This window comes from Inquilinus sp., from assembly GCF_057815775.1.
The window spans coordinates 1-18,673 of record NZ_JBYRFX010000046.1; the positions used below are offsets into that span (position 1 = coordinate 1).

General features: G+C 68.4%; 14 protein-coding genes and 1 pseudogene. 9 read left to right on the forward strand and 6 right to left on the reverse strand.

Going from position 1 to position 18,673, the window contains the following annotated elements:
* The 4 genes and pseudogenes from AC3XYG_RS01815 to AC3XYG_RS01830 form a co-directional block, all read right to left on the reverse strand.
* Window positions 1-2,240: pseudogene (locus AC3XYG_RS01815) on the reverse strand (calcium-binding protein); the annotation flags it as partial.
* Window positions 2,241-2,432: 192 nt separating this feature from the next.
* Complete coding sequence (locus AC3XYG_RS01820) at window positions 2,433-3,239, reverse strand: MetQ/NlpA family ABC transporter substrate-binding protein (protein WP_489138104.1); 807 nt, start codon at window positions 3,237-3,239, stop codon at window positions 2,433-2,435.
* Window positions 3,240-3,301: 62 nt separating this feature from the next.
* Entirely contained in the window at window positions 3,302-3,514 is a 213-nt protein-coding gene (locus AC3XYG_RS01825; protein ID WP_489138105.1) for a hypothetical protein, read from the reverse strand.
* Between the two features lie 438 nt (window positions 3,515-3,952).
* Window positions 3,953-6,997: an Rne/Rng family ribonuclease gene (locus tag AC3XYG_RS01830; RefSeq protein ID WP_489138106.1), complete on the reverse strand. Its 3,045-nt coding sequence runs from the start codon at window positions 6,995-6,997 to the stop codon at window positions 3,953-3,955.
* A gap of 571 nt (window positions 6,998-7,568) precedes the next feature.
* On the opposite strand from AC3XYG_RS01830, the gene AC3XYG_RS01835 reads away from it, so the two are divergent.
* The 5 genes from AC3XYG_RS01835 to AC3XYG_RS01855 all read left to right on the forward strand — a co-directional run bounded on the left by AC3XYG_RS01835 (window position 7,569) and on the right by AC3XYG_RS01855 (window position 13,076).
* Window positions 7,569-10,010: a penicillin-binding protein 1A gene (locus tag AC3XYG_RS01835; protein WP_489138107.1), complete on the forward strand. Its 2,442-nt coding sequence runs from the start codon at window positions 7,569-7,571 to the stop codon at window positions 10,008-10,010.
* A 77-nt stretch (window positions 10,011-10,087) separates the two neighbouring features.
* Window positions 10,088-10,372 carry a DUF4242 domain-containing protein gene (locus AC3XYG_RS01840; protein WP_489138108.1) on the forward strand — a complete coding sequence of 95 codons (285 nt, stop codon included), beginning with the start codon at window positions 10,088-10,090 and terminating at the stop codon, window positions 10,370-10,372.
* A 54-nt stretch (window positions 10,373-10,426) separates the two neighbouring features.
* Window positions 10,427-10,885, forward strand: a complete 459-nt coding sequence (locus tag AC3XYG_RS01845) for a DUF3293 domain-containing protein (RefSeq protein ID WP_489138109.1) — start codon at window positions 10,427-10,429, stop codon at window positions 10,883-10,885.
* Between the two features lie 97 nt (window positions 10,886-10,982).
* A protein-coding gene (gene prfB / locus AC3XYG_RS01850; protein ID WP_489138110.1) for a peptide chain release factor 2 occupies window positions 10,983-12,108 on the forward strand; the annotation gives its coding sequence in 2 pieces (ribosomal slippage) (window positions 10,983-11,051 and window positions 11,053-12,108; 1,125 coding nt in all).
* Window positions 12,109-12,182: 74 nt separating this feature from the next.
* On the forward strand, window positions 12,183-13,076 hold the full coding sequence (locus AC3XYG_RS01855) for a TIGR01459 family HAD-type hydrolase (RefSeq protein WP_489138111.1): 894 nt from the start codon (window positions 12,183-12,185) through the stop codon (window positions 13,074-13,076).
* 199 nt (window positions 13,077-13,275) lie between these two features.
* Here the strand turns inward: AC3XYG_RS01855 and AC3XYG_RS01860 are convergent, their stop codons facing one another.
* Together AC3XYG_RS01860 and AC3XYG_RS01865 are read right to left on the reverse strand one after the other, a co-directional pair.
* Window positions 13,276-13,755, reverse strand: coding sequence for a ribbon-helix-helix domain-containing protein (locus AC3XYG_RS01860; protein WP_489138112.1), 480 nt, complete (start codon window positions 13,753-13,755; stop codon window positions 13,276-13,278).
* A gap of 7 nt (window positions 13,756-13,762) precedes the next feature.
* Entirely contained in the window at window positions 13,763-14,770 is a 1,008-nt protein-coding gene (locus tag AC3XYG_RS01865) for a cation diffusion facilitator family transporter (protein ID WP_489138113.1), read from the reverse strand.
* Between the two features lie 230 nt (window positions 14,771-15,000).
* On the opposite strand from AC3XYG_RS01865, the gene AC3XYG_RS01870 reads away from it, so the two are divergent.
* The 4 genes from AC3XYG_RS01870 to AC3XYG_RS01885 form a co-directional block, all read left to right on the forward strand.
* Entirely contained in the window at window positions 15,001-15,561 is a 561-nt protein-coding gene (locus tag AC3XYG_RS01870) for a F0F1 ATP synthase subunit delta (RefSeq protein ID WP_489138114.1), read from the forward strand.
* Window positions 15,561-17,090 carry a F0F1 ATP synthase subunit alpha gene (atpA, locus tag AC3XYG_RS01875; protein ID WP_489138115.1) on the forward strand — a complete coding sequence of 510 codons (1,530 nt, stop codon included), beginning with the start codon at window positions 15,561-15,563 and terminating at the stop codon, window positions 17,088-17,090. The genes AC3XYG_RS01870 and atpA overlap by 1 nt, the downstream gene beginning before the upstream one ends.
* A gap of 41 nt (window positions 17,091-17,131) precedes the next feature.
* The gene (locus AC3XYG_RS01880) at window positions 17,132-18,010 is read left to right on the forward strand and encodes a F0F1 ATP synthase subunit gamma (protein ID WP_489138116.1); all 879 of its coding nucleotides are present in this window, start codon (window positions 17,132-17,134) and stop codon (window positions 18,008-18,010) included.
* 93 nt (window positions 18,011-18,103) lie between these two features.
* Window positions 18,104-18,673: F0F1 ATP synthase subunit beta (locus AC3XYG_RS01885; RefSeq protein WP_489138117.1), on the forward strand; the 570-nt coding region annotated here is incomplete at its 3' end.

Below are 18,673 nucleotides of genomic sequence, written 5' to 3' on the forward strand. Positions count from 1 at the left end.
TCGATGTCGTAGAGCCGGTCTCCCGCCGCGTCGCCGCTGGTGCCGATGCCGACCCCGGTGGGCTGCCCCGATCCGCCGCCGGTCAGCTGCACCGTCACCCCGGCGGCGGATCCGGCATAGGAGGCGATGTCCGTGCCGGCGCGGCCGAACAGGAAGTCGGCTCCCGCGCCGCCTTCCAGGACATTGTCGCCGCCATCGCCGGACAGGGTGTCGGCCTGGGCCGAGCCGACCAGGTTCTCGACGCCGCGCAGCACGTCGCCTTCGGCATCGCCGCCGTGGCCGGTGCCGAAACCGATACCGCCCAGCAGGTTCACCACCACCCCGGCGGCCGATCCGGCATAGGACGCGGTGTCGATGCCCAGGCCGCCATCCAGCGTATCCGCCCCGGCGCCGCCTTCGAAGCGGTTCTGCTCGGCGCCGCCGGTCAGCGTGTCGGCGAAGCGCGAGCCGACGATGTTCTCGATGCTCTGGAGCGTGACGCCCTCGGCGTCGCCGCCGTGGCCATAGACAGACGAGCTCGTCAGGGCGATCTGCACAGCAGCGGCAGACGCGGCATAGGAGACGGTGTCGCTGCCGACATCGCCGCTCAACGTAAAGTCACCGGCGCCGCCCACGAGCCAATCGTCGCCGCCACCGCCATACACGTAGTCGCGTCCAGTCCCGCCATCGATCCGATCGTTGCCGGCATCGCCCAGCAGGGTGTCCGTGCCCGTTCCGCCATCGATCCGATCGTTGCCCGCCCCACCATTGATCCGATTGTCGCCGGCATCGCCGGCCAGGACGTCGTTCCAGGCCGATCCAAACAGATTCTCGATGCTGGTCAGGCTGTCGCCCTGCGCATCCCCGCCGCCGACCGTGCCGGCCAGCAGGGAGATCTGGACGGCCGCGGCGGAGCGTTCGTAGGAGGCGGTGTCCGCGCCGGTGCCGCCGTCGAGGACATCGGCCCCCGCCCCGCCTTCGAGAACATTGTCGCCGTTGTCGCCCCGGAGGGTATCGGCATGGCCGGACCCGGTGAGATTCTCGATGCCGCCGAGCAAATCGCCGTCGCTGTTGGTGCCGGTCCCGAGATCGACCGATACGCCGGTTGCAGACCCCGCATAGGACGCCGTGTCGGAACCGGCCCCGCCTTGGAGAAAGTCGCTGCCGGCCCCGCCTTCCAGCCGATCATTGCCATCGCCGCCATCAAGGGTATTGGCCCCCGCGTCGCCGACCAGAATGTCGTCGCGGCCGGAGCCGCGAAGGGCTTCGATGCCGGTCAGAACGTCGCCCTGGGCATCGCCGCCGCTGCCGGTCCCGGCCCCGGCCCCGGCCAGAAGAGACACCTGGACCCCGGATGCGGACCTTTCATAGGTCACGGTGTCGATCCCGGCCCGCCCGTCCAGGATGTCGGCGCCCGCCCCGCCGTCGAACAGATTGGCCGCTGCATCGCCCCTTAGGATGTCGCCGTGGGACGAGCCGATCACGAGCTCGATGCCGGAAAGGGTGTCGCCGGCCGCATCACCGGCGCTGCCCGTGCCCTTGGCGAGATCGATGGCGACCCAGGCGGTGGCACCGGCATAGGAAGCGGTGTCGAAGCCGTCGCCGCCGTCCAGCACGTCGGCGCCGCCCGCACCGGTGAGGACGTCGTCACCCGCGCCGCCCCGCAGCCGGTTTTGTCCGCTGTCGCCGGAGAGTGTGTCGTCATAAGCCGAGCCGCTGACATTCTCGATGCTGGTCAGGATGTCGGAGGAGGCATCGGCGCGGCTGGCGGTGCCGTGGCCCAGATCCACGGTCACACCGTATCCGACCCATTGGCCCCACTCGTCATATTCGCGCATGCCGGCATAGACGACGGTATCCTGGCCGGCGCCGCCGTCGAGCGTGTCACCGCCGGCGCCGCCTTCCAGGATATCGTTGCCTCCGGCGCCATGGAGGATGTCGTTCCCGTCGCCGCCGCGGAGACTGTTCGCCGCGCCGTTGCCGGTCAATCGGTCGTCGTATCGTCCACCCCAGAGATTTTCGATGTTGAGAAGCGTGTGCGTCTCATGGCCAACGGTGCCGACACCGGTTCCCAGATCGGCGATCGCCTGGGTGTAGACATAGGACACCGTGTCGGTGCCATCGCCGCCGTCGAAAACGTCGCCGGCGATCGTCCCGTTGAAGGCCGTCAGCATGTCATCGCCGCCCAGGCCGTTGATGACGTCGGCCGCCGCCGTGCCGATCAGCGTGTCGTTACCGCTCGTGCCGTTGATGACCGCCATGTGCCCCTCCCGCAATGCGTCTTGTCGCCGATGAAAATGAGCTTCGATGAAAGGTCGGATAGCAGATAGCACGAGTATACCGAAAATCGGTCGGATGCTCGGAACCGGTTGCCGGAAACGGAACGGCCCGGACCGATCGCTCGGTCCGGGCCGCATCATGGGCCAATTTGCCGAAGGGTGGGGCGTGCCGCCTTACCAGGCCGGCAGGATGGCGCCCTTGAACCGGGTCTCCAGGAACTGCTTCACCTCGGGCGACTGGTAGGCCTCGACCAGGGTCTTCAGATCAGCCCGGTCCTTGTCGGCGGCGCGGGCGGCGATGAAGTTGCCATAGGGGTTGTCGGTGCGGCTTTCGGCGATCAGCGCGTCCTTGCGCGGATCCAGCCCGGCATTCAGCGCATAGTCGGTGTTGATGATGGCGCCGTCGAGATCCGGCAGGGCGTGCGTCAGTTGCGCCGCATCGAGTTCGGAGAATTCGAACTTGTGCGGGTTCTCCGAGACGTCGAGCAGCGACGGGTTCAGGCCCTTGCCGTCCGACAGCTTGATCAACCCGTGCGCGGCCAGCAGGTTCAGCGCCCGGCCGCCGTTGCTGGGGTCGTTCGGGATGCCGATCTTGGCGCCGTCCGGCAGCTTGTCGAGGCTGGCGATCTTCTTCGAGTACAGGCCGATCGGCTCGACGATGGTGAAGCCGATCGGGACGATGTGATAGCCGCGGGCGGCGATCTGGGCGTCGAGATACGGCTTGTGCTGGAAGGCGTTGGCGTCGAGCTCGCCGTTCTCCAGCGCCTCGTTCGGGATGGCGTAGTCGGAGAAGGTGACCAGCTCAACATCGAGGCCGTGCTTGGCGGCCACCTGCTTGGCGACCTCGGCAATCTCCTCCTCGCTGCCGCCCATGACGCCGAGCTTGATGCTGGCGGCGTAGGCGCTGCCGGTGGTGGCGGCGCCGAGGACGAGGCCCAGCGCCAAGCCGAACAGGCTGCGCTTCAGCGGGGAAAGGGACATGGTGTGCTCCTGCATTCGGTCGGGTCTGCGGGCGGCGGTGGTCCCGCCGCCCCTTCTCGGGATCAGGCTTGGGCCTGCTGGGGCCGATTCTGGCGGCGGCTGATGGTGCTCAGCGCCGCATGGGCCGCCCGCCCGGCAGCCCGGGTGGTGCGGAACAGGCGGCCTTCGAGCGGCGTGAACGCCGCGTCGGAGGCATAGAAGCGGAAACCGCGCGGTTCGCGGGTGATGATGCCGGCGGTCAGGCCACCGGCGACGATGATGAAGGCGTCAGCCATCGGAAGATCCTCTCGGGGGTGCGCCCGGATGAGGGGGCGCTGCGTCTGGTCGTGGCGGCAGGCGGCGGGGCGATACCCGCGGTCAACAGCAGGGACAACAGGCGCATCGCATGCGGGCCGGGAGCGACAGGCTCCGGGCCGGTGCGGCGGAGAGGAAGGTCGGGAACAGGGTCGAAGACATCGGTCGGCTCCTCAGCATCGCGTGCCGGAACCACGAACTCACGTCGTGGCGCTTTAGCGTTTGGTGACGCGGCGCAAGCTGCTTCCGTCAAAATCCCGCGGACCCGAAGATCGAGGCCGACCCTCTAACATACGTCACGGCGTGTCAATAATAAAAAATCAACAGACCATTGATGCAATATAGGTGATCGGCAGAGAAAAACCCGCCCGGACTGGCCGGGCGGGTTCTTCATTCACGGGGCACTGAGCCGGTGGGGCTCAGTCTTCGCTGCGCCGCCACCAGCCGCGCTTCGGGGCCTCGGGCGGCTGGTTGACCACCTGATTCGCCTCGACCGCCAGGTTGTCAGGCGTCGGCTCCGGCGCGATCTCCGGTGCTGCCGGCTCGGCCGCACCATTGACCGGCGCCACCGGTGCCGGCTCCGCCTCGGCTTCGACCGCGGCGGGCTCGGCTGCGGCCGGTTCCGCTGCAGCCGGCTCGGCGGCGACCGCCTCGACGACGGGCTCCGCCACCGGATCGGTCTTCTTGCGGCGCGGCGCGCGGCGCTTCGGCTTCGGCGCCTCGGCCTCCACTTCGACCGGCGCCGGCGCCGGCTCCGGTTCCGGCTCGATCACCGCGGCTGCGGCTTCGACCGGGGCCGGCTCCGTCGCGACAGCATCCGCTGCCACGGTTTCAGGGGCCACGGCTTCAGGGGCCACGGCCTCACCGGCTTCGGTCTCGTCTGCCTTGCGGCGACGGCCACCGCGACGGCCGCGACGGCGGCTCTTGGCCTCCGCGTCCTCTTCGGCTGCAGCCGCGGCTGCGGCAGCGTCGGCTGGCACCGCGTCGCCAGCGACGGCTTCGACCGCCGCTGCTTCGGTCGCCGCTGTTTCGGTCGGGGCAGCTTCTGCCGGGGCCTCGGCCGCCACAGGCTCGGCCGCGACGGTCACGGCATCGGCGGTCTCGGCGGCCGGGGCGTGATGCCCGGCAGCGGGTGCCGCCGCGGACTCGAAGCCTTCGGTCTGGTGCTCGTCGCCTTCGCTCTCCGCGTCGCGCGGGTCGTAGCCGAAGCTGCCATCGGCCGCGACCGCGGCCGGCTGGTCGGCCTGATGGCCCTCGTCGCCACGCCGGCGACCCCGGCGGCGGCGGCGGCGGCGACCGCCACGACCGTCGCTGTCGCCCTGTGGGCCCTGGGCCTGCTGGGCGTCCGGCCGATGCTGCTGCTGGGCGGGCTGGGCCTGGCGCTGCGACTGCCGCGCCGGCTCCTTCGCCACCTCGGCCTCGACCTCGACCTCGTCTTCGGGCTCATCCTCGACCTCGGCCGCCTCGCGCTCCAGCGCGGCATCGGTCTCGGCCATGATCCGGACGGTGTCGATCGGCGCGACATGGCCCGGCAGCTCCTCGGTGCGGGCGCGGGTGCGCTCGATCCGGTGGGCCGGCGGGATCAGGCTGTCGTCGCCCTCGATCAGCACGCGCAGGCCGTAGCGCCGCTCGATGTCGGCCAGGCCGTCGCGCTTCTGGTTGAGCAGATAGAGCGCCAAGGGGGTCGCGACATGCACCGCGACCTCGGCGGCGCGCTTGCGGATGCCCTCTTCCTCGATGGCACGCAGCACCGACAGCGCCGCCGAGCCGGTGGTCCGGGTCATGCCCAGGCCGCCGCAATGGGCGCAGGTCTCGAAATGCGTCTCCATCAGGCTCGGGCGCAGCCGCTGGCGCGACAGTTCGAGCAGGCCGAAGGCGCTGATCCGGCCGATCTGGATGCGGGCGCGGTCCTGCCGCATCGCCTCCTTCAGCCGGTGCTCGACCGCCTTGTTGTGGCGGTCGTCCTCCATGTCGATGAAGTCGATGACGATCAGCCCGGCCAGGTCGCGCAGGCGCAGCTGGCGGGCCACCTCGTCCGCGGCCTCCAGGTTGGTCTTGTACGCGGTCTCCTCGATGTTCCGCTCGCGGGTCGAGCGGCCGGAGTTGACGTCGATCGAGACCAGCGCCTCGGTCGGGTTGATGACGATGTAGCCGCCCGAGCGCAGTTGCACGACCGGGCTGTGCATCGCATCGATCTGCCCCTCCACATTGAAGTGGTGGAACAGCGGGACGTTGCCGTCCTCATAGCGCTGGACCTTCTTGGCATGGCTCGGCATGAGCATGCGCATGAAGTCCTTGGCGGTGCGGTAGCCTTCCTCGCCGGCGACCTGGACGTCGTCGATGTCCTTGGAATAGAGGTCGCGGATCGCGCGCTTGATGAGGTTCGCTTCCTCATGGATGGCGCAGGGCGCGGTCGACTGCAGCGTCGTCTGGCGGATCGAATCCCACAGCCGCAAGAGGTAGTCGAGGTCGCGCCGGATCTCCAGCTTGGTCCGCTCCAGCCCCGCCGTCCGCAGGATGACCGCCATGCCGTCCGGCACGTCCAGGTCATCCATGATCGCCTTCATCTTCTTGCGATCCTTGGGATTGGCGATCTTCCGGCTGATGCCGCCGCCACGCGGCGTGTTCGGCATCAGCACGCAGTAGCGGCCGGCGAGCGAGAGATAGGTGGTCAGCGCGGCGCCCTTGTTGCCGCGCTCTTCCTTGGTCACCTGCAGCAGCATGATCTGGCGGCGCTTGATGACCTCCTGGATCTTGTAGTTGCGGTAGTTCGGCAGCTTCGAGCGGCGGTCGCGCGCCTCTTCGGTCTCGTCGCCGCCCATGACCTCGACGTTGGTCTCGCCGTCATGGCCCCGGTCACTATGACCATTCTGGTCGTGACCGTTCTCGCCCTCGGCCGTGGTCGGGTCGTCGCCGCGCGGCGATTCGATGGCCGGGGCCAGCCCGACCGGGCCGCTGTCGCCTTCGCTCGACAGGGTCTCGCCGAAGCTCTCGCCCTCAGGCGCAGCGTCGCCACCCACCGCCTCGCTCGGGCCCGATGCCGCATCGCTGCGGGCCGGGCGGCGGTCGCCGCGGCTGCGGCGCCGGCGCGGTGCCGGCTTTGCCTCGGCTTCGGCTTCGGCCGGCTTGGCCTCGGCCTCATCGTCGGCCTCATCGGCGGCCTGCGCGTCGCGGGCTTCCTTGGCCTCACGCGCCAGGATCGCCTCACGGTCGGCGATCGGGATCCGGTAGTAGTCGGGGTGGATTTCCGAGAAGGCCAGGAAGCCGTGACGGTTCCCGCCATACTCGACGAAGGCGGCCTGGAGCGAGGGTTCGACCCGCGTCACCTTGGCCAGGTAGATGTTGCCTTTTAGTTGCTTCTTGGCTTCGGTCTCGAAATCGAACTCCTCGAGACGGTTGCCGTCCAGTACCACCACCCGCGTTTCTTCCGCATGGGTGGCGTCCACCAGCATTCTTTTCGCCATGTACAAACCCTGGCGACGCTGCCTGCGACCCCGCGCGACCGAGGGGGCTGCGGCGCGTCATTGTCCTGCCGAAACCGCCGGCTGCGCGAACCGTGATCACCCGAGAACGGCGCTTCGCAGCAGGCCAGACGGGAGGGTTCGCAACAACCGGTCCGAACGCGGTATGCGCCGGGGCACGGCCTCGAGTTGATCCTCAATGTCGTCCGACACTCGCAAATGCGCACCGCAATGCCGGCCGTTCGACGGAACGTTCCACGGCGGAAATCGGTGCACATCCACGCGGCCGACCCGGGCGCCCGGATGTCCGGACACCCTGTCAACCGATCGGACAGACTGTCGCGTGGTCACGATACCGGGGTGCCGCGGTCTCGACAATGGAAGATTTCAGCGGTAACGGATGCTGCGCGGCAAAGGCCTGACTTGCGGCGGCCATCGTGGTAACACCGGGCCCTCGTCATCAGCGGAACACAATCGCGGCCTATCCGCTTCTGCTGCGAAGGCCGGTCCATCGATCCGCCCCGGCAACGACCGGGATGGCGGACCGCCGCCCACCCATACCCCCAACGGTCTGATGCGCCTGATCGGCTGGCTCCTGTCCTCCCTCATCCTCCTGCTCGTGATCGCCGCCGTCGGCGTGTTCGCGGCCGCGACCTATTTCGGCCGCGACCTGCCGGACACCAAGCAGCTGGCCGACTACGCGCCGCCGATCACGACGCGCCTGCACGCGGCCGACGGCCGGCTGATGGCCGAATACGCCAGCCAGAACCGGCTGTTCGTGCCCTTCGCGGCGATCCCGCCGCTGGTGGCGCAGGCCTTCGTCTCGGCAGAGGACCAGCGCTTCTACGAGCATCCCGGCATCGACATGCAGGGCATCGCCCGCGCCGCGATCTCCGGCGTCCAGAACTACCTGTCCCACAAGCGGGTCGAAGGCGCCTCGACCATCACCCAGCAGGTCGCGCGCAACTTCTTCCTGACGCCGGACCGGGCGATCAGCCGCAAGATCCGCGAGGTGCTGCTGGCGCTGCGCATCGAAAGCGCCTTCTCGAAACAGCAGATCCTCGAGCTGTACCTGAACCAGATCTATCTCGGCCGCGGCGCCTATGGCGTGGCGGCGGCGGCCCTGGCCTATTTCAACAAGCCGCTTGGGGACCTGACCGTATCCGAGGCCGCGTTCCTGGCCGGCTTGCCGAAGGCGCCCAGCAGCTACGATCCGAAGACCAACATGCAAGGTGCGGTGAATCGCCGCAACTACGTGATCGGCCGGCTGCTGGAAGACGGCGCCATCACCCAGGACCAGGCCACCGCCGCCCTGGCCGAGCCGCTGGTGGCGAAGGATCGGCGGCAGGTCGAGTTCGTCAGCGCCAACTATTTCGCCGAGGAGGTCCGGCGTGAGCTGCAGCGCCTCTATGGCTCCGACGCGCTGTACCAGGGCGGGCTGTCGGTGCGCACCTCGCTCGACCCGCATCTGCAGGATCTGGCCGACCAGGCGCTGCGCACCGGGCTGCGCAGCTACGACACCCGGCATGGCTGGCGCGGGCCGCTGAAGAAGATTCAGGCCTTCGACGACTGGTCCGGGCAGCTGGCCGCGATCGACCGGCCGGCCGGCGCCGGCGACTGGCAGATGGCCGTGGTGCTGGATGTCGACGCCAAGGCCGCCGCCATCGGCTTCTCCGACAAGAGCCGCGGCACCATCCCCTTTGCCGGGATGAAATGGGCGCGGCCCTGGCGGTCGAACCAGAATGTCGGTGCCGAGCCGCGCAAGCCGGCTGACGTGCTGGCCAAGGGCGACGTGGTGCTGGTCGAGCCGACCGGCCCGGTGCCGGAGGACAAGGCGATCCCGCAGGAATTCGGCTTGCGCCAGATCCCCGACGTGCAGGGCGCGCTGGTCGCGCTCGATCCCAACACCGGGCGGGTGATGGCGATCTCCGGCGGCTACGACTATGCGATGAGCGAATTCGACCGCGGCACCCAGGCGGTGCGGCAGCCGGGGTCGAGCTTCAAGCCCTTCGTCTACCTGACCGCGCTCGAGGCCGGCTACACCCCGACCACAATCATCGACGACGCGCCGATCTCGATCGACACCGGCACCTCGACCTGGGAGCCGGAGAATGACGACCACACCTTCCTGGGGCCGATGCCGCTGCGGGTCGGCGTGGAGAAGTCGCGCAATGCGATGACGGTGCGCCTGCTGCAGGTCCTCGGCCTGGACAAGGTGCGCGACACGGCCCAGCGCTTCGGCGTCTACAAGGACATGCCGCTGCTCTATTCCATGGCGCTGGGCGCGGGCGAGACCACGCCGCTGCAGATGGCGGCGGGCTACGGCCAGATCGCCAATGGCGGCAAGAAGATCATCCCGACCTTCATCGACCGGATCCAGGACCGCAACGGCAAGACCATCTACCGGCATGACGACCGGCCCTGCGACGCCTGCAGCCAGCCCTGGGCCGACCAGGCGACACCTGTCATCCCCGACACGCGCGAGCAGATCGCCGACCCGGTCTCGGCCTATCAGATGACCTCGATCCTGCAGGGCGTGATCCAGCGCGGCACCGGCGCGGCGCTGAACAAGCTGGGCTTCACCCTGGCCGGCAAGACCGGCACCACCAACGACGCCAAGGACGCCTGGTTCGTCGGCTTCGCCCCCGACCTGGTGGTCGCGATCTATGTCGGCTACGACGAGCCGAAATCGCTGGGCGAGCACGAATTCGGCGCCACCGCGGCGCTGCCGGTCTTCGGCAACTTCATGTCTGCCGCCCTCACGGGCAAGGACGTGCCGCCGTTCCGCATCCCGCCCGGGGTCAGCCTGGTCAAGATCGACCGGCAGACCGGCCAGCCCGCCTATGGCAGCGACGGCAACACGATCTGGGAAGCGTTCCGCCCGGGCACCGAACCCGGCACGGGCTATGCCCTCGACCGGCTCGACGGCAGCGGCGGCACCGGCACCGGCGACGGATCGACCAGCTTCGGCGACAGCGTGCCGGAAGCGACAACCGGGACCGGCGGCCTGTACTGACCGGCAGCCGCATCCCGGATCAAGCGGAGCAATGGGGACAAGGCACGACCAACCGTACCATCCCCCAGGAGGAAACCATGGCTCTTCGCAAGTTCATCATCGAACGTGACATTCCGGCTGTCGGCACCCTGGACCGCGACCAGTTGCGCGGCGCCGCGGCCAAGTCCAACGACGCCCTGCGCCAGATCGGCCCCGACATCCAGTGGGTCGAAAGCTATGTCGCCGACAACAAGACGTTCTGCGTCTATCTTGCCCAGGACGAGGCCGTGATCCGCAAGCATGCCGAGATCAGCGGTTTCCCGGCGACGAAGATCACCGAGGTGCGCAAGATGATCGACCCGACGACCGAACGGGCTGGCTGACACGGCGTTTCCAGCCGGAGCCATCGTCCGCCGGCACGACAGCAGGGGTGGACGATGGATCTCGCGGCCTTCATCACGCTTCTCGAAGCCTATCGCGACACCCGCTACCTCTTCGTCGCCGACGGGGTCGAGCATGATGTGCGGGTCGACCGGCGCAACCCGGCGGCCGAGGCGTGGCTGACCCGCCGCGGTGCCGGTGGGGCCGGCTTCATCACTGCCGACAATCCGCGCAGCCATCGCCTGACCGAGGCCGAGAACGCCACGGCGCGGGCGGGGCTGGCGGCGGCGGTGCGCGGCCACGGCTTCGACGCCCTGCCGCACACCGGCGCAGCGCTGGATGGGGCCTGGCCGGCGGAGCAGGGGCTGCTGGTGCCCGGCATGCCGCTCGACGACCTGCTGGAGCTGGCCGAGAGCTTCGGCCAGAACGCCGTCGTCTGGTTCGCCCCCGGCCGGCCCGCGCGGCTGGTGCCGACCCGGATCCTGCTCGACGCCTTTGGCGACGGGCTGGATTGAGGGATTCCCGACGGTTTTCCGGCCCCGGCCTTTACCTTGCGGCCGATCCGTCATACATCCCGCTTCACACAAATGGATTTTCGAGAGGAGCGCGCCGATGCGTGCCGAGACCGAAGCCAAGGCCAACGAGATCAAGCAGTCGCTCGCGCTGCTGAGGAGGTCTCTTTGACTGGGATAACTCACTCCGCCGACTGGACGAACTGAACACCCTTTCCGAGGATCCCAAGCTCTGGGACAGCCCGGGCAAGGCGCAGACTCTGCTGCGCGAGCGCACCCATCTCGATGACGCCATCGGCGCCTACCGGAAGCTGGCGGGCGCTTACGAGGATGCGCTCGGCCTGATCGAGCTGGCCGAGGCCGAAGACGATGCCGGGGTGCTGGCCGACGCCGAGGCCGAGCTGGGCAAGGTGGCCGAGCGGGTGGCCAAGCGCCAGCTGGAAAGCCTGCTGTCCGGCGAGGCCGACAGCAATGACTGCTATCTCGAGGTCAACGCCGGCGCCGGCGGCACCGAGGCCCAGGATTGGGGCCAGATGCTGCTGCGCATGTATGTGCGCTGGGCGGAACAGCACGGCTTCAAGGTCGAATGGCTGGAAGAGAGCCCGGGCGAAGAGGCCGGGATCAAATCCGCGACGGTGCTGATCAAGGGCCACAACGCCTATGGCTGGCTGAAGACCGAATCGGGCGTGCACCGCCTGGTCCGGATCAGCCCCTATGACAGCGCGGCGCGGCGCCACACCAGCTTCGCCTCGGCGTCGGTGTCGCCGGTGGTCGATGACACGATCGAGATCACGATCCTGGACAAGGATCTGAAGGTCGACACCTACCGGGCCTCCGGCGCCGGCGGCCAGCATGTGAACAAGACGGATTCGGCGATCCGCATCACCCATATGCCGACCGGCGTCATCGTCGCCTGCCAGAACGACCGGTCGCAGCATCGCAACCGGGCCATGGCGATGGACATGCTGCGTGCCCGCCTCTACGAGCGCGAGCTGAAGATCCGCGAGGCCCAGGCCGATGCGCTGAACGCCGAGAAGTCAGAGATCGGCTGGGGTCACCAGATCCGCAGCTATGTGCTGCAGCCCTACCAGATGGTGAAGGATTTGCGCACGGGGATCGAAACCAGCGCCTCATCCGCGGTGCTGGACGGCGACATCGACCAGTTCCTGGAAGCCTCGCTGGCGGCGCGACTGAAGGGCCAGGGCGAGGATCTGCATACGGCCTGACCCGGGGCGGCGCCGGTGGCGCCGCCTTCCGCGGCATGGCACAAGATCGGAATGGGACGAACAGGCCTGCACGGATGACCGACAGCATTCCGATTATCGACGGCATTGCCGCGATCCGCGACCGCTACGACGCCTATATCGTCGACCTCTGGGGCGTCGTGCATGACGGCGTCACCCCCTATCCCGGCGTGATCGACTGCCTGCAGCGGCTGCGCGGCGAAGGCCTGCAGGTCTGCCTGCTGTCGAACGCGCCGCGGCGGGTGGCGTCGGTGGTGCAGCGCTTGGCCCAGATCGGCGTGCCGGAGGATTGCTGGGACGCCATCCTGTCGTCGGGCGAGGCGGCGCATCTGGCGCTGGCCGCGCGCGACGACGATTTCCACCAGGCGCTCGGCGAACGTTTCCTCCATCTCGGGCCGGAGCGCGACTCCGATGTCTATGAGGGGGTCGACGACATCTACCGGGTCGACGCGGTGGCCGATGCCGATTTCGTGCTGAACACCGGCATCGACGACCCGGAGGAACGGGTCGAGGACCATGCGCCGCTGCTGCAGGCGGCCGCCGCGCGCAACCTGCCGATGATCTGTGCCAACCCCGACATCGTCGTCATCGTCGGCGGCCGGATGCAGATCTGCGCCGGCGCGCTGGCCCAGCATTACGAGACGCTGGGCGGCCAGGTGTTCTACCACGGCAAGCCGCATCCGCCGGTCTATCGCCGCTGCTTCGACTTGCTCGGCCGGCCCGACCCGGCCCGGGTGCTGGCGATCGGCGACAGCTTCCACACCGACATGGCCGGCGCCGCGGCGGCGGGGATCGACGGGCTGTTCGTGGTCGGCGGCATCCATGGTGCCGAGCTGCGCAATGCCGCGACCGGCCGGCCGGATGCGCACAAGCTCGCGGCCGCAGCCGAGCGCCACGGGCTGCGCCCGGCAGCCGCGATCGACCGGCTGGTCTGGGACGAACTGCCGTAAAGCGTCGGGTGTTGGATTCGCCGCGGCGAACCCAACCTACGCCTCATGCCTTCCTAGAGGCCGTTTGGAAATGCGCTGGTGAGAGTCGGCTGGTGGTGGTTTCGAGAACCGGCGCGCAGCGGACGTTTGGGTCCGTGAGCACCGGAAGCGGAGAAACCGCCGTCAGACGGCCGCACCAGTAGCATTTACAAACGGTCTCTCAGGCCCGGGCGCCGATCACGCCTTCGAGCGCGGCCGCCAGCAATGCCGGCGGGGTCTGCATCGAGGCATGGACCGGCACCTGCATCGGCGCCGGCCGGCGCGTCAGTTCGCGGAAATAGCACAGCACGAAAACACGCAGCGCCCCGGTCAGGCCGCTGCCCCTGCGGGCCGCGTCGATCCGGGTGCAGATCTCGTTCAGGCCGACCTGCTCGCGGGCACAGATCTCCATCAGGCCGTCCCAGAATGCGATTTCCATGCGGACGCTGGTGCGTCGGCCGGCAACCGTGACGTTGCGGCAGATCGACATCGGATCCGCGTCGCGAGCAAGAGCTCGATTATGGCCCATCATCACCTCTCGGGCCCGCAGTCCGGAATATCGGACCGGGCCATGGGCATCAAAATACACGTCATTATGTCGAATAATTACCGCTTTCGAGCAAAAAGGGGAACTGGGGATCGCTATTTTCCGCTCGGCCACGTTGCGCTTAGTGTCGCGGCGCTGTCTGAACGTCAGCGCACAGCTCGAATTCGGCCTGCACGGTGGCATGCTCGATGCCGAACCGGTCGCGCAGCAACCGGATCACCGCGGCCACCGCCTGGTCGGAATCGGCGCCCTCGCACAGCCGGGCGTGCAGCGTGACGATCGGGCGGTCCGGCGTCAGGGTCCAGGCATGGACGTGATGCACGTCGATCACGTCAGGCACGCCCGCGACGATGGCCGCGCTCAGCGCCGCCTCGTCGATCCGGTCGGGTGAGCCCTCGACCAGCACATGGCCGGATTCGCGCAGGATCGACCAGGCGCTGCGCAGCACCAGCAGCGACACCAGCACCGACAGGATCGGGTCGATCGGCGTCCAGCCGGTCAGCAGGATGACGGCGCCGGCGCCGAGGGCGCCGATCGAGCCGAGCAGGTCGCCCATCACATGCAGCGCGGCGCCACGCAGGTTCAGGTTTGCGCGGTCGCCGCCCTGCAGTACGCGGAAGGCGACGAGGTTGGCAACCAGCCCGGCCGCCGCGATCGCCATCATCAGCCCGCCGGCGACCGGGGCCGGGTCGGCCAGCCGGCTGGCGGCCTCGACCACGATGCCGGCGACCACCGCGATCAGCACGATGCCGTTGGCGAAGGCGGCCAGCACCTGCACCCGGCCATAGCCGTAGGAGCGCCGGGCGTCGCGCGGCCGGCGGGCCATGCGCGCCGCCAGCCAGGCCATGCCCAGCGCCGCGGCATCGGTCAGCATGTGCCCGGCATCGGCGAGCAGGGCCAGGGAGTTGGCAAACCAGCCGCCCGCCGCCTCGACCAGCATGAAGCCGGCGGTGATTGCCAGCGCGATCAGCAGCCGGCGTTCGCCATCGGCCCCTTCCGGCATGCCGTGATGATGATGCGCATGGCCCGGCCCGTGGCCATGCCCGGCATGGTCATGCCCGGCACCATCATGCTCCTCCTCAGGACCATGATGGTGCGGGGTTGCGCCGGGTGTATGGTCGTGCGGCATTCCGGCCTCGGGATGATGCGAATCAGTCGCGATACTCTACATCCTGCGCTCTCTCGTGGAAAACGCGGCGGGATGCCGGTTGCACACCCCTAGGCGCTATGTTAGATGACGGCGCGCCGAGTGGAAGGGTGGGGCCTCGGGCAGCCTTTTGTTGTGCGATAGAGCCCCCCGAACATTCGGCGGTCGTGGCGTCCTGCCACGGTCGACCAACAACGATCGAGGGACGATCGGTGGCAGCCTCAGGGTCAGGGATTTCCGGCCTCGCATCGAGCTACGCGACGGCATTGTATGCACTTGCCGACGAGGGCAAGGCGCTGGACCAGACTGCGGATGATCTCCGCGGGCTGAAGTCGGCGTTGTCCGAGAGCGAGGACCTGCGCCGTCTGGTCCGCAGCCCCTTGCTGTCGCGCGACGCGCAGGGCAAGGCGATGGCCGCGGTGCTGGAACGTGCCGGCGTGACCGAGCTGGTGCGCCGGTTCATCGGTCTGGTCGCCAAGAACCGCCGCCTGTTCGCGCTCGACGCCATGATCGACGCCTATCTGGCCGAGCTGGCGCGCCGCCGCGGCGAGGTCACGGCCCAGGTCACCGCCGCCACGGCGCTGACCGCCGTCCAGACCGATGCGCTGGTCGACCAGCTCAAGAAGGCCATGGGCGCCAAGGTCCAGGTCAATGTCAAAATCGATCCTGCCCTGCTCGGCGGGATGATCGTCAAAGTCGGCTCGCGCATGGTCGACAGCTCCCTGCGCACCAAACTGGCCAAGCTACAGCTCGCGATGAAGGGGACCGTCTGATGGACATCCGTGCCGCCGAAATCTCTGCGATCATCAAGGATCAGATCGCCAATTTCGGGACCGAGGCCGACGTGGCCGAAGTCGGCCAGGTGCTCTCGGTCGGTGACGGTGTCGCCCGTGTCTACGGGCTCGACAACGTCCAGGCCGGCGAGATGGTCGAATTCCCCCACGGCATCAAGGGGATGGCGCTGAACCTCGAGACCGACAATGTCGGTATCGTGATCTTCGGCGAAGACCGCGCCATCAAGGAAGGCGACACGGTCAAGCGCACCGGCGCGATCGTCGAGGTCCCGGTCGGCCGTGGCCTGCTCGGCCGCGTGGTCGATGGCCTGGGCAACCCGATCGACGGCAAGGGCCCGATCACCGACGCCAAGCTGAGCCGGGTCGAGGTCAAGGCGCCGGGCATCATCCCGCGCAAGTCGGTGCATGAGCCGATGCAGACCGGCCTGAAGTCGATCGACGCGCTGACCCCGGTCGGCCGCGGCCAGCGCGAGCTGATCATCGGCGATCGCCAGACCGGCAAGACCGCCGTGGCGATCGACGCGATCCTGAACCAGCGCGAGATCAACAAGTCGGGCGACGAGAGCCAGAAGCTCTACTGCATCTACGTCGCCATCGGCCAGAAGCGCTCGACGGTCGCCCAGATCGTCAAGACGCTCGAGGAATACGGCGCGCTGGAATACACCATCGTCGTGGCCGCCACGGCGTCCGAGCCGGCGCCGCTGCAGTTCCTGGCGCCCTACACCGGCGCCGCGATGGGCGAGTTCTTCCGCGACAACGGCATGCACGGCCTGATCATCTATGACGATCTGTCCAAGCAGGCCGTGGCCTACCGCCAGATGTCGCTGCTGCTGCGCCGCCCGCCGGGCCGCGAAGCCTATCCGGGCGACGTGTTCTACCTGCACAGCCGCCTGCTGGAGCGCGCGGCCAAGATGAACGACGAGCATGGCGGCGGTTCGCTGACGGCCCTGCCGATCATCGAGACCCAGGCCGGCGACGTCTCGGCCTACATCCCGACCAACGTGATCTCGATCACCGACGGCCAGATCTTCCTGGAAACCGGCCTGTTTTATAAGGGCGTCCGCCCGGCCATCAACGTCGGCCTGTCGGTCAGCCGCGTCGGCTCCGCCGCCCAGATCAAGGCGATGAAGCAGGTCGCCGGCCGCATCAAGCTCGAGCTTGCGCAGTACCGCGAGATGGAATCCTTCGCCCAGTTCGCGTCGGACCTCGATGCCTCGACCCAGAAGCTGCTGGCCCGCGGTGCGCGCCTGACCGAGCTCTTGAAGCAGCCGCAGTTCAGCCCGCTCCCGGTCGAGGAGCAGGTGGCGTCGATCTTCGCCGGCGTCCGTGGCCACCTCGACACCGTCCCGGCCAACCGGGTCTCGGATTTCGAGACGGGCCTGCTCGACGCGCTGCGCGACGAGGGCAAGGCCATTCTCGAGGCGATCCGCACCGAGAAGGCGCTGTCGCCCGCGACCGAGGAGAAGCTGGCCGGCTTCATCTCGAACTACGCCAAGACCTTCGTCTGAACGGCAGTCGGACCCACCACACAGATTGAAGGCGGGGCGCCATGCCGTCGTTGAAGGACCTCAGGAACCGGATCGCGAGCGTCAAGTCGACGCAGAAGATCACTGCGGCCATGAAGATGGTCGCGGCGTCGAAGCTGCGCCGCGCCCAGGACCAGGCTGAAGCCGGCCGGCCCTATGCCGACCGGATGGAGCGGATGCTGAACGGCCTCGCGGCCGTTGCCGGCCCGTCCGGCCAGGGGCCGAAGCTGATCGCCGGCACCGGCAAGACCGACGTGCACCTGCTGCTCGTCATCACCTCGGATCGCGGCCTCGCCGGGGCGTTCAACGCCACGGTGCTGCGCGAGGCGCGGCGCCAGATCCGCGAGCTGCAGGGCCGGGGCAAGACGGTCAAGCTGTTCACCGTCGGCCGCAAGGGCCGCGACAGCCTGCGCCGCGACTTCAGCAACCTGATCGTCGAGAGCGTGGTCGACCTCGGCCGGCCGCGTCTGGGCTTCGCCGATGCCGACGGCGTCGCGATCCGCATCCTGGCGATGTTCGAGGCCGGCGATTTCGACGTCTGCTCGGTCGTCTACAACAAGTTTAAATCGGCGATCGCCCAGATCATCACGGTGCAGCAGCTGGTGCCCGTGGCGATCCCGGCGGTGGCGGAAGCCACGGCATCGAACATCGTCTACGAGTTCGAGCCGAGCGAGGAGCAGATCCTGGCGGAGCTGCTGCCGCGCAACCTGGCGATTCAGATCTACAAGGCGCTGCTCGAATCCGCCGCTTCCGAGCAGGGCGCGCGCATGACCGCGATGGACAATGCGACGCGCAACGCAGGCGACATGATCAAGCGGCTGACGCTGGTCTACAACCGGACCCGCCAGGCCTACATCACCAAGGAGCTGATCGAGATCATCTCCGGCTCCGAAGCCATCTAGGCCCGGCCGGGCGCTGCCCGGTCCGGACCAACCCCGTCGGATGCCGCCGATCTACCGATCGCTTAGAGACAGAGTGCGAGGAGCGTGAACACCATGGTCGAGACCCAGACCGGAAGCAACGTCATCGGCCGCGTCAGCCAGGTTCTGGGCGCCGTGGTGGACGTCCAGTTCGATGGCGAACTGCCCGCCATTCTGAACGCGCTGACCACCGATATCGGTGATCGCAAGCTCGTGCTCGAAGTGGCGCAGCATCTCGGTGAGAACACCGTGCGCTGCATCGCCATGGACTCGACCGACGGCATGGTCCGCGGCAACAAGGTGCATGACAGCGGCAACGCCATCATGGTGCCGGTCGGCCCGGAGACGCTGGGCCGCATCATGAACGTGATCGGCGAGCCGATCGACGAGCGCGGCCCGATCAACGCCAAGCTGACCTCGCCGATCCATCGCGCCGCCCCTGAGTTCGTCGACCAGGCGACCGAGGCGGAGATGCTGGTCACCGGCATCAAGGTCGTCGACCTCATCAGCCCCTACGCCAAGGGCGGCAAGATCGGCCTGTTCGGCGGCGCCGGCGTCGGCAAGACGGTGACCATCCAGGAGCTGATCAACAACATCGCCAAGGCGCATGGCGGCGTGTCGGTCTTCGCCGGCGTGGGCGAGCGG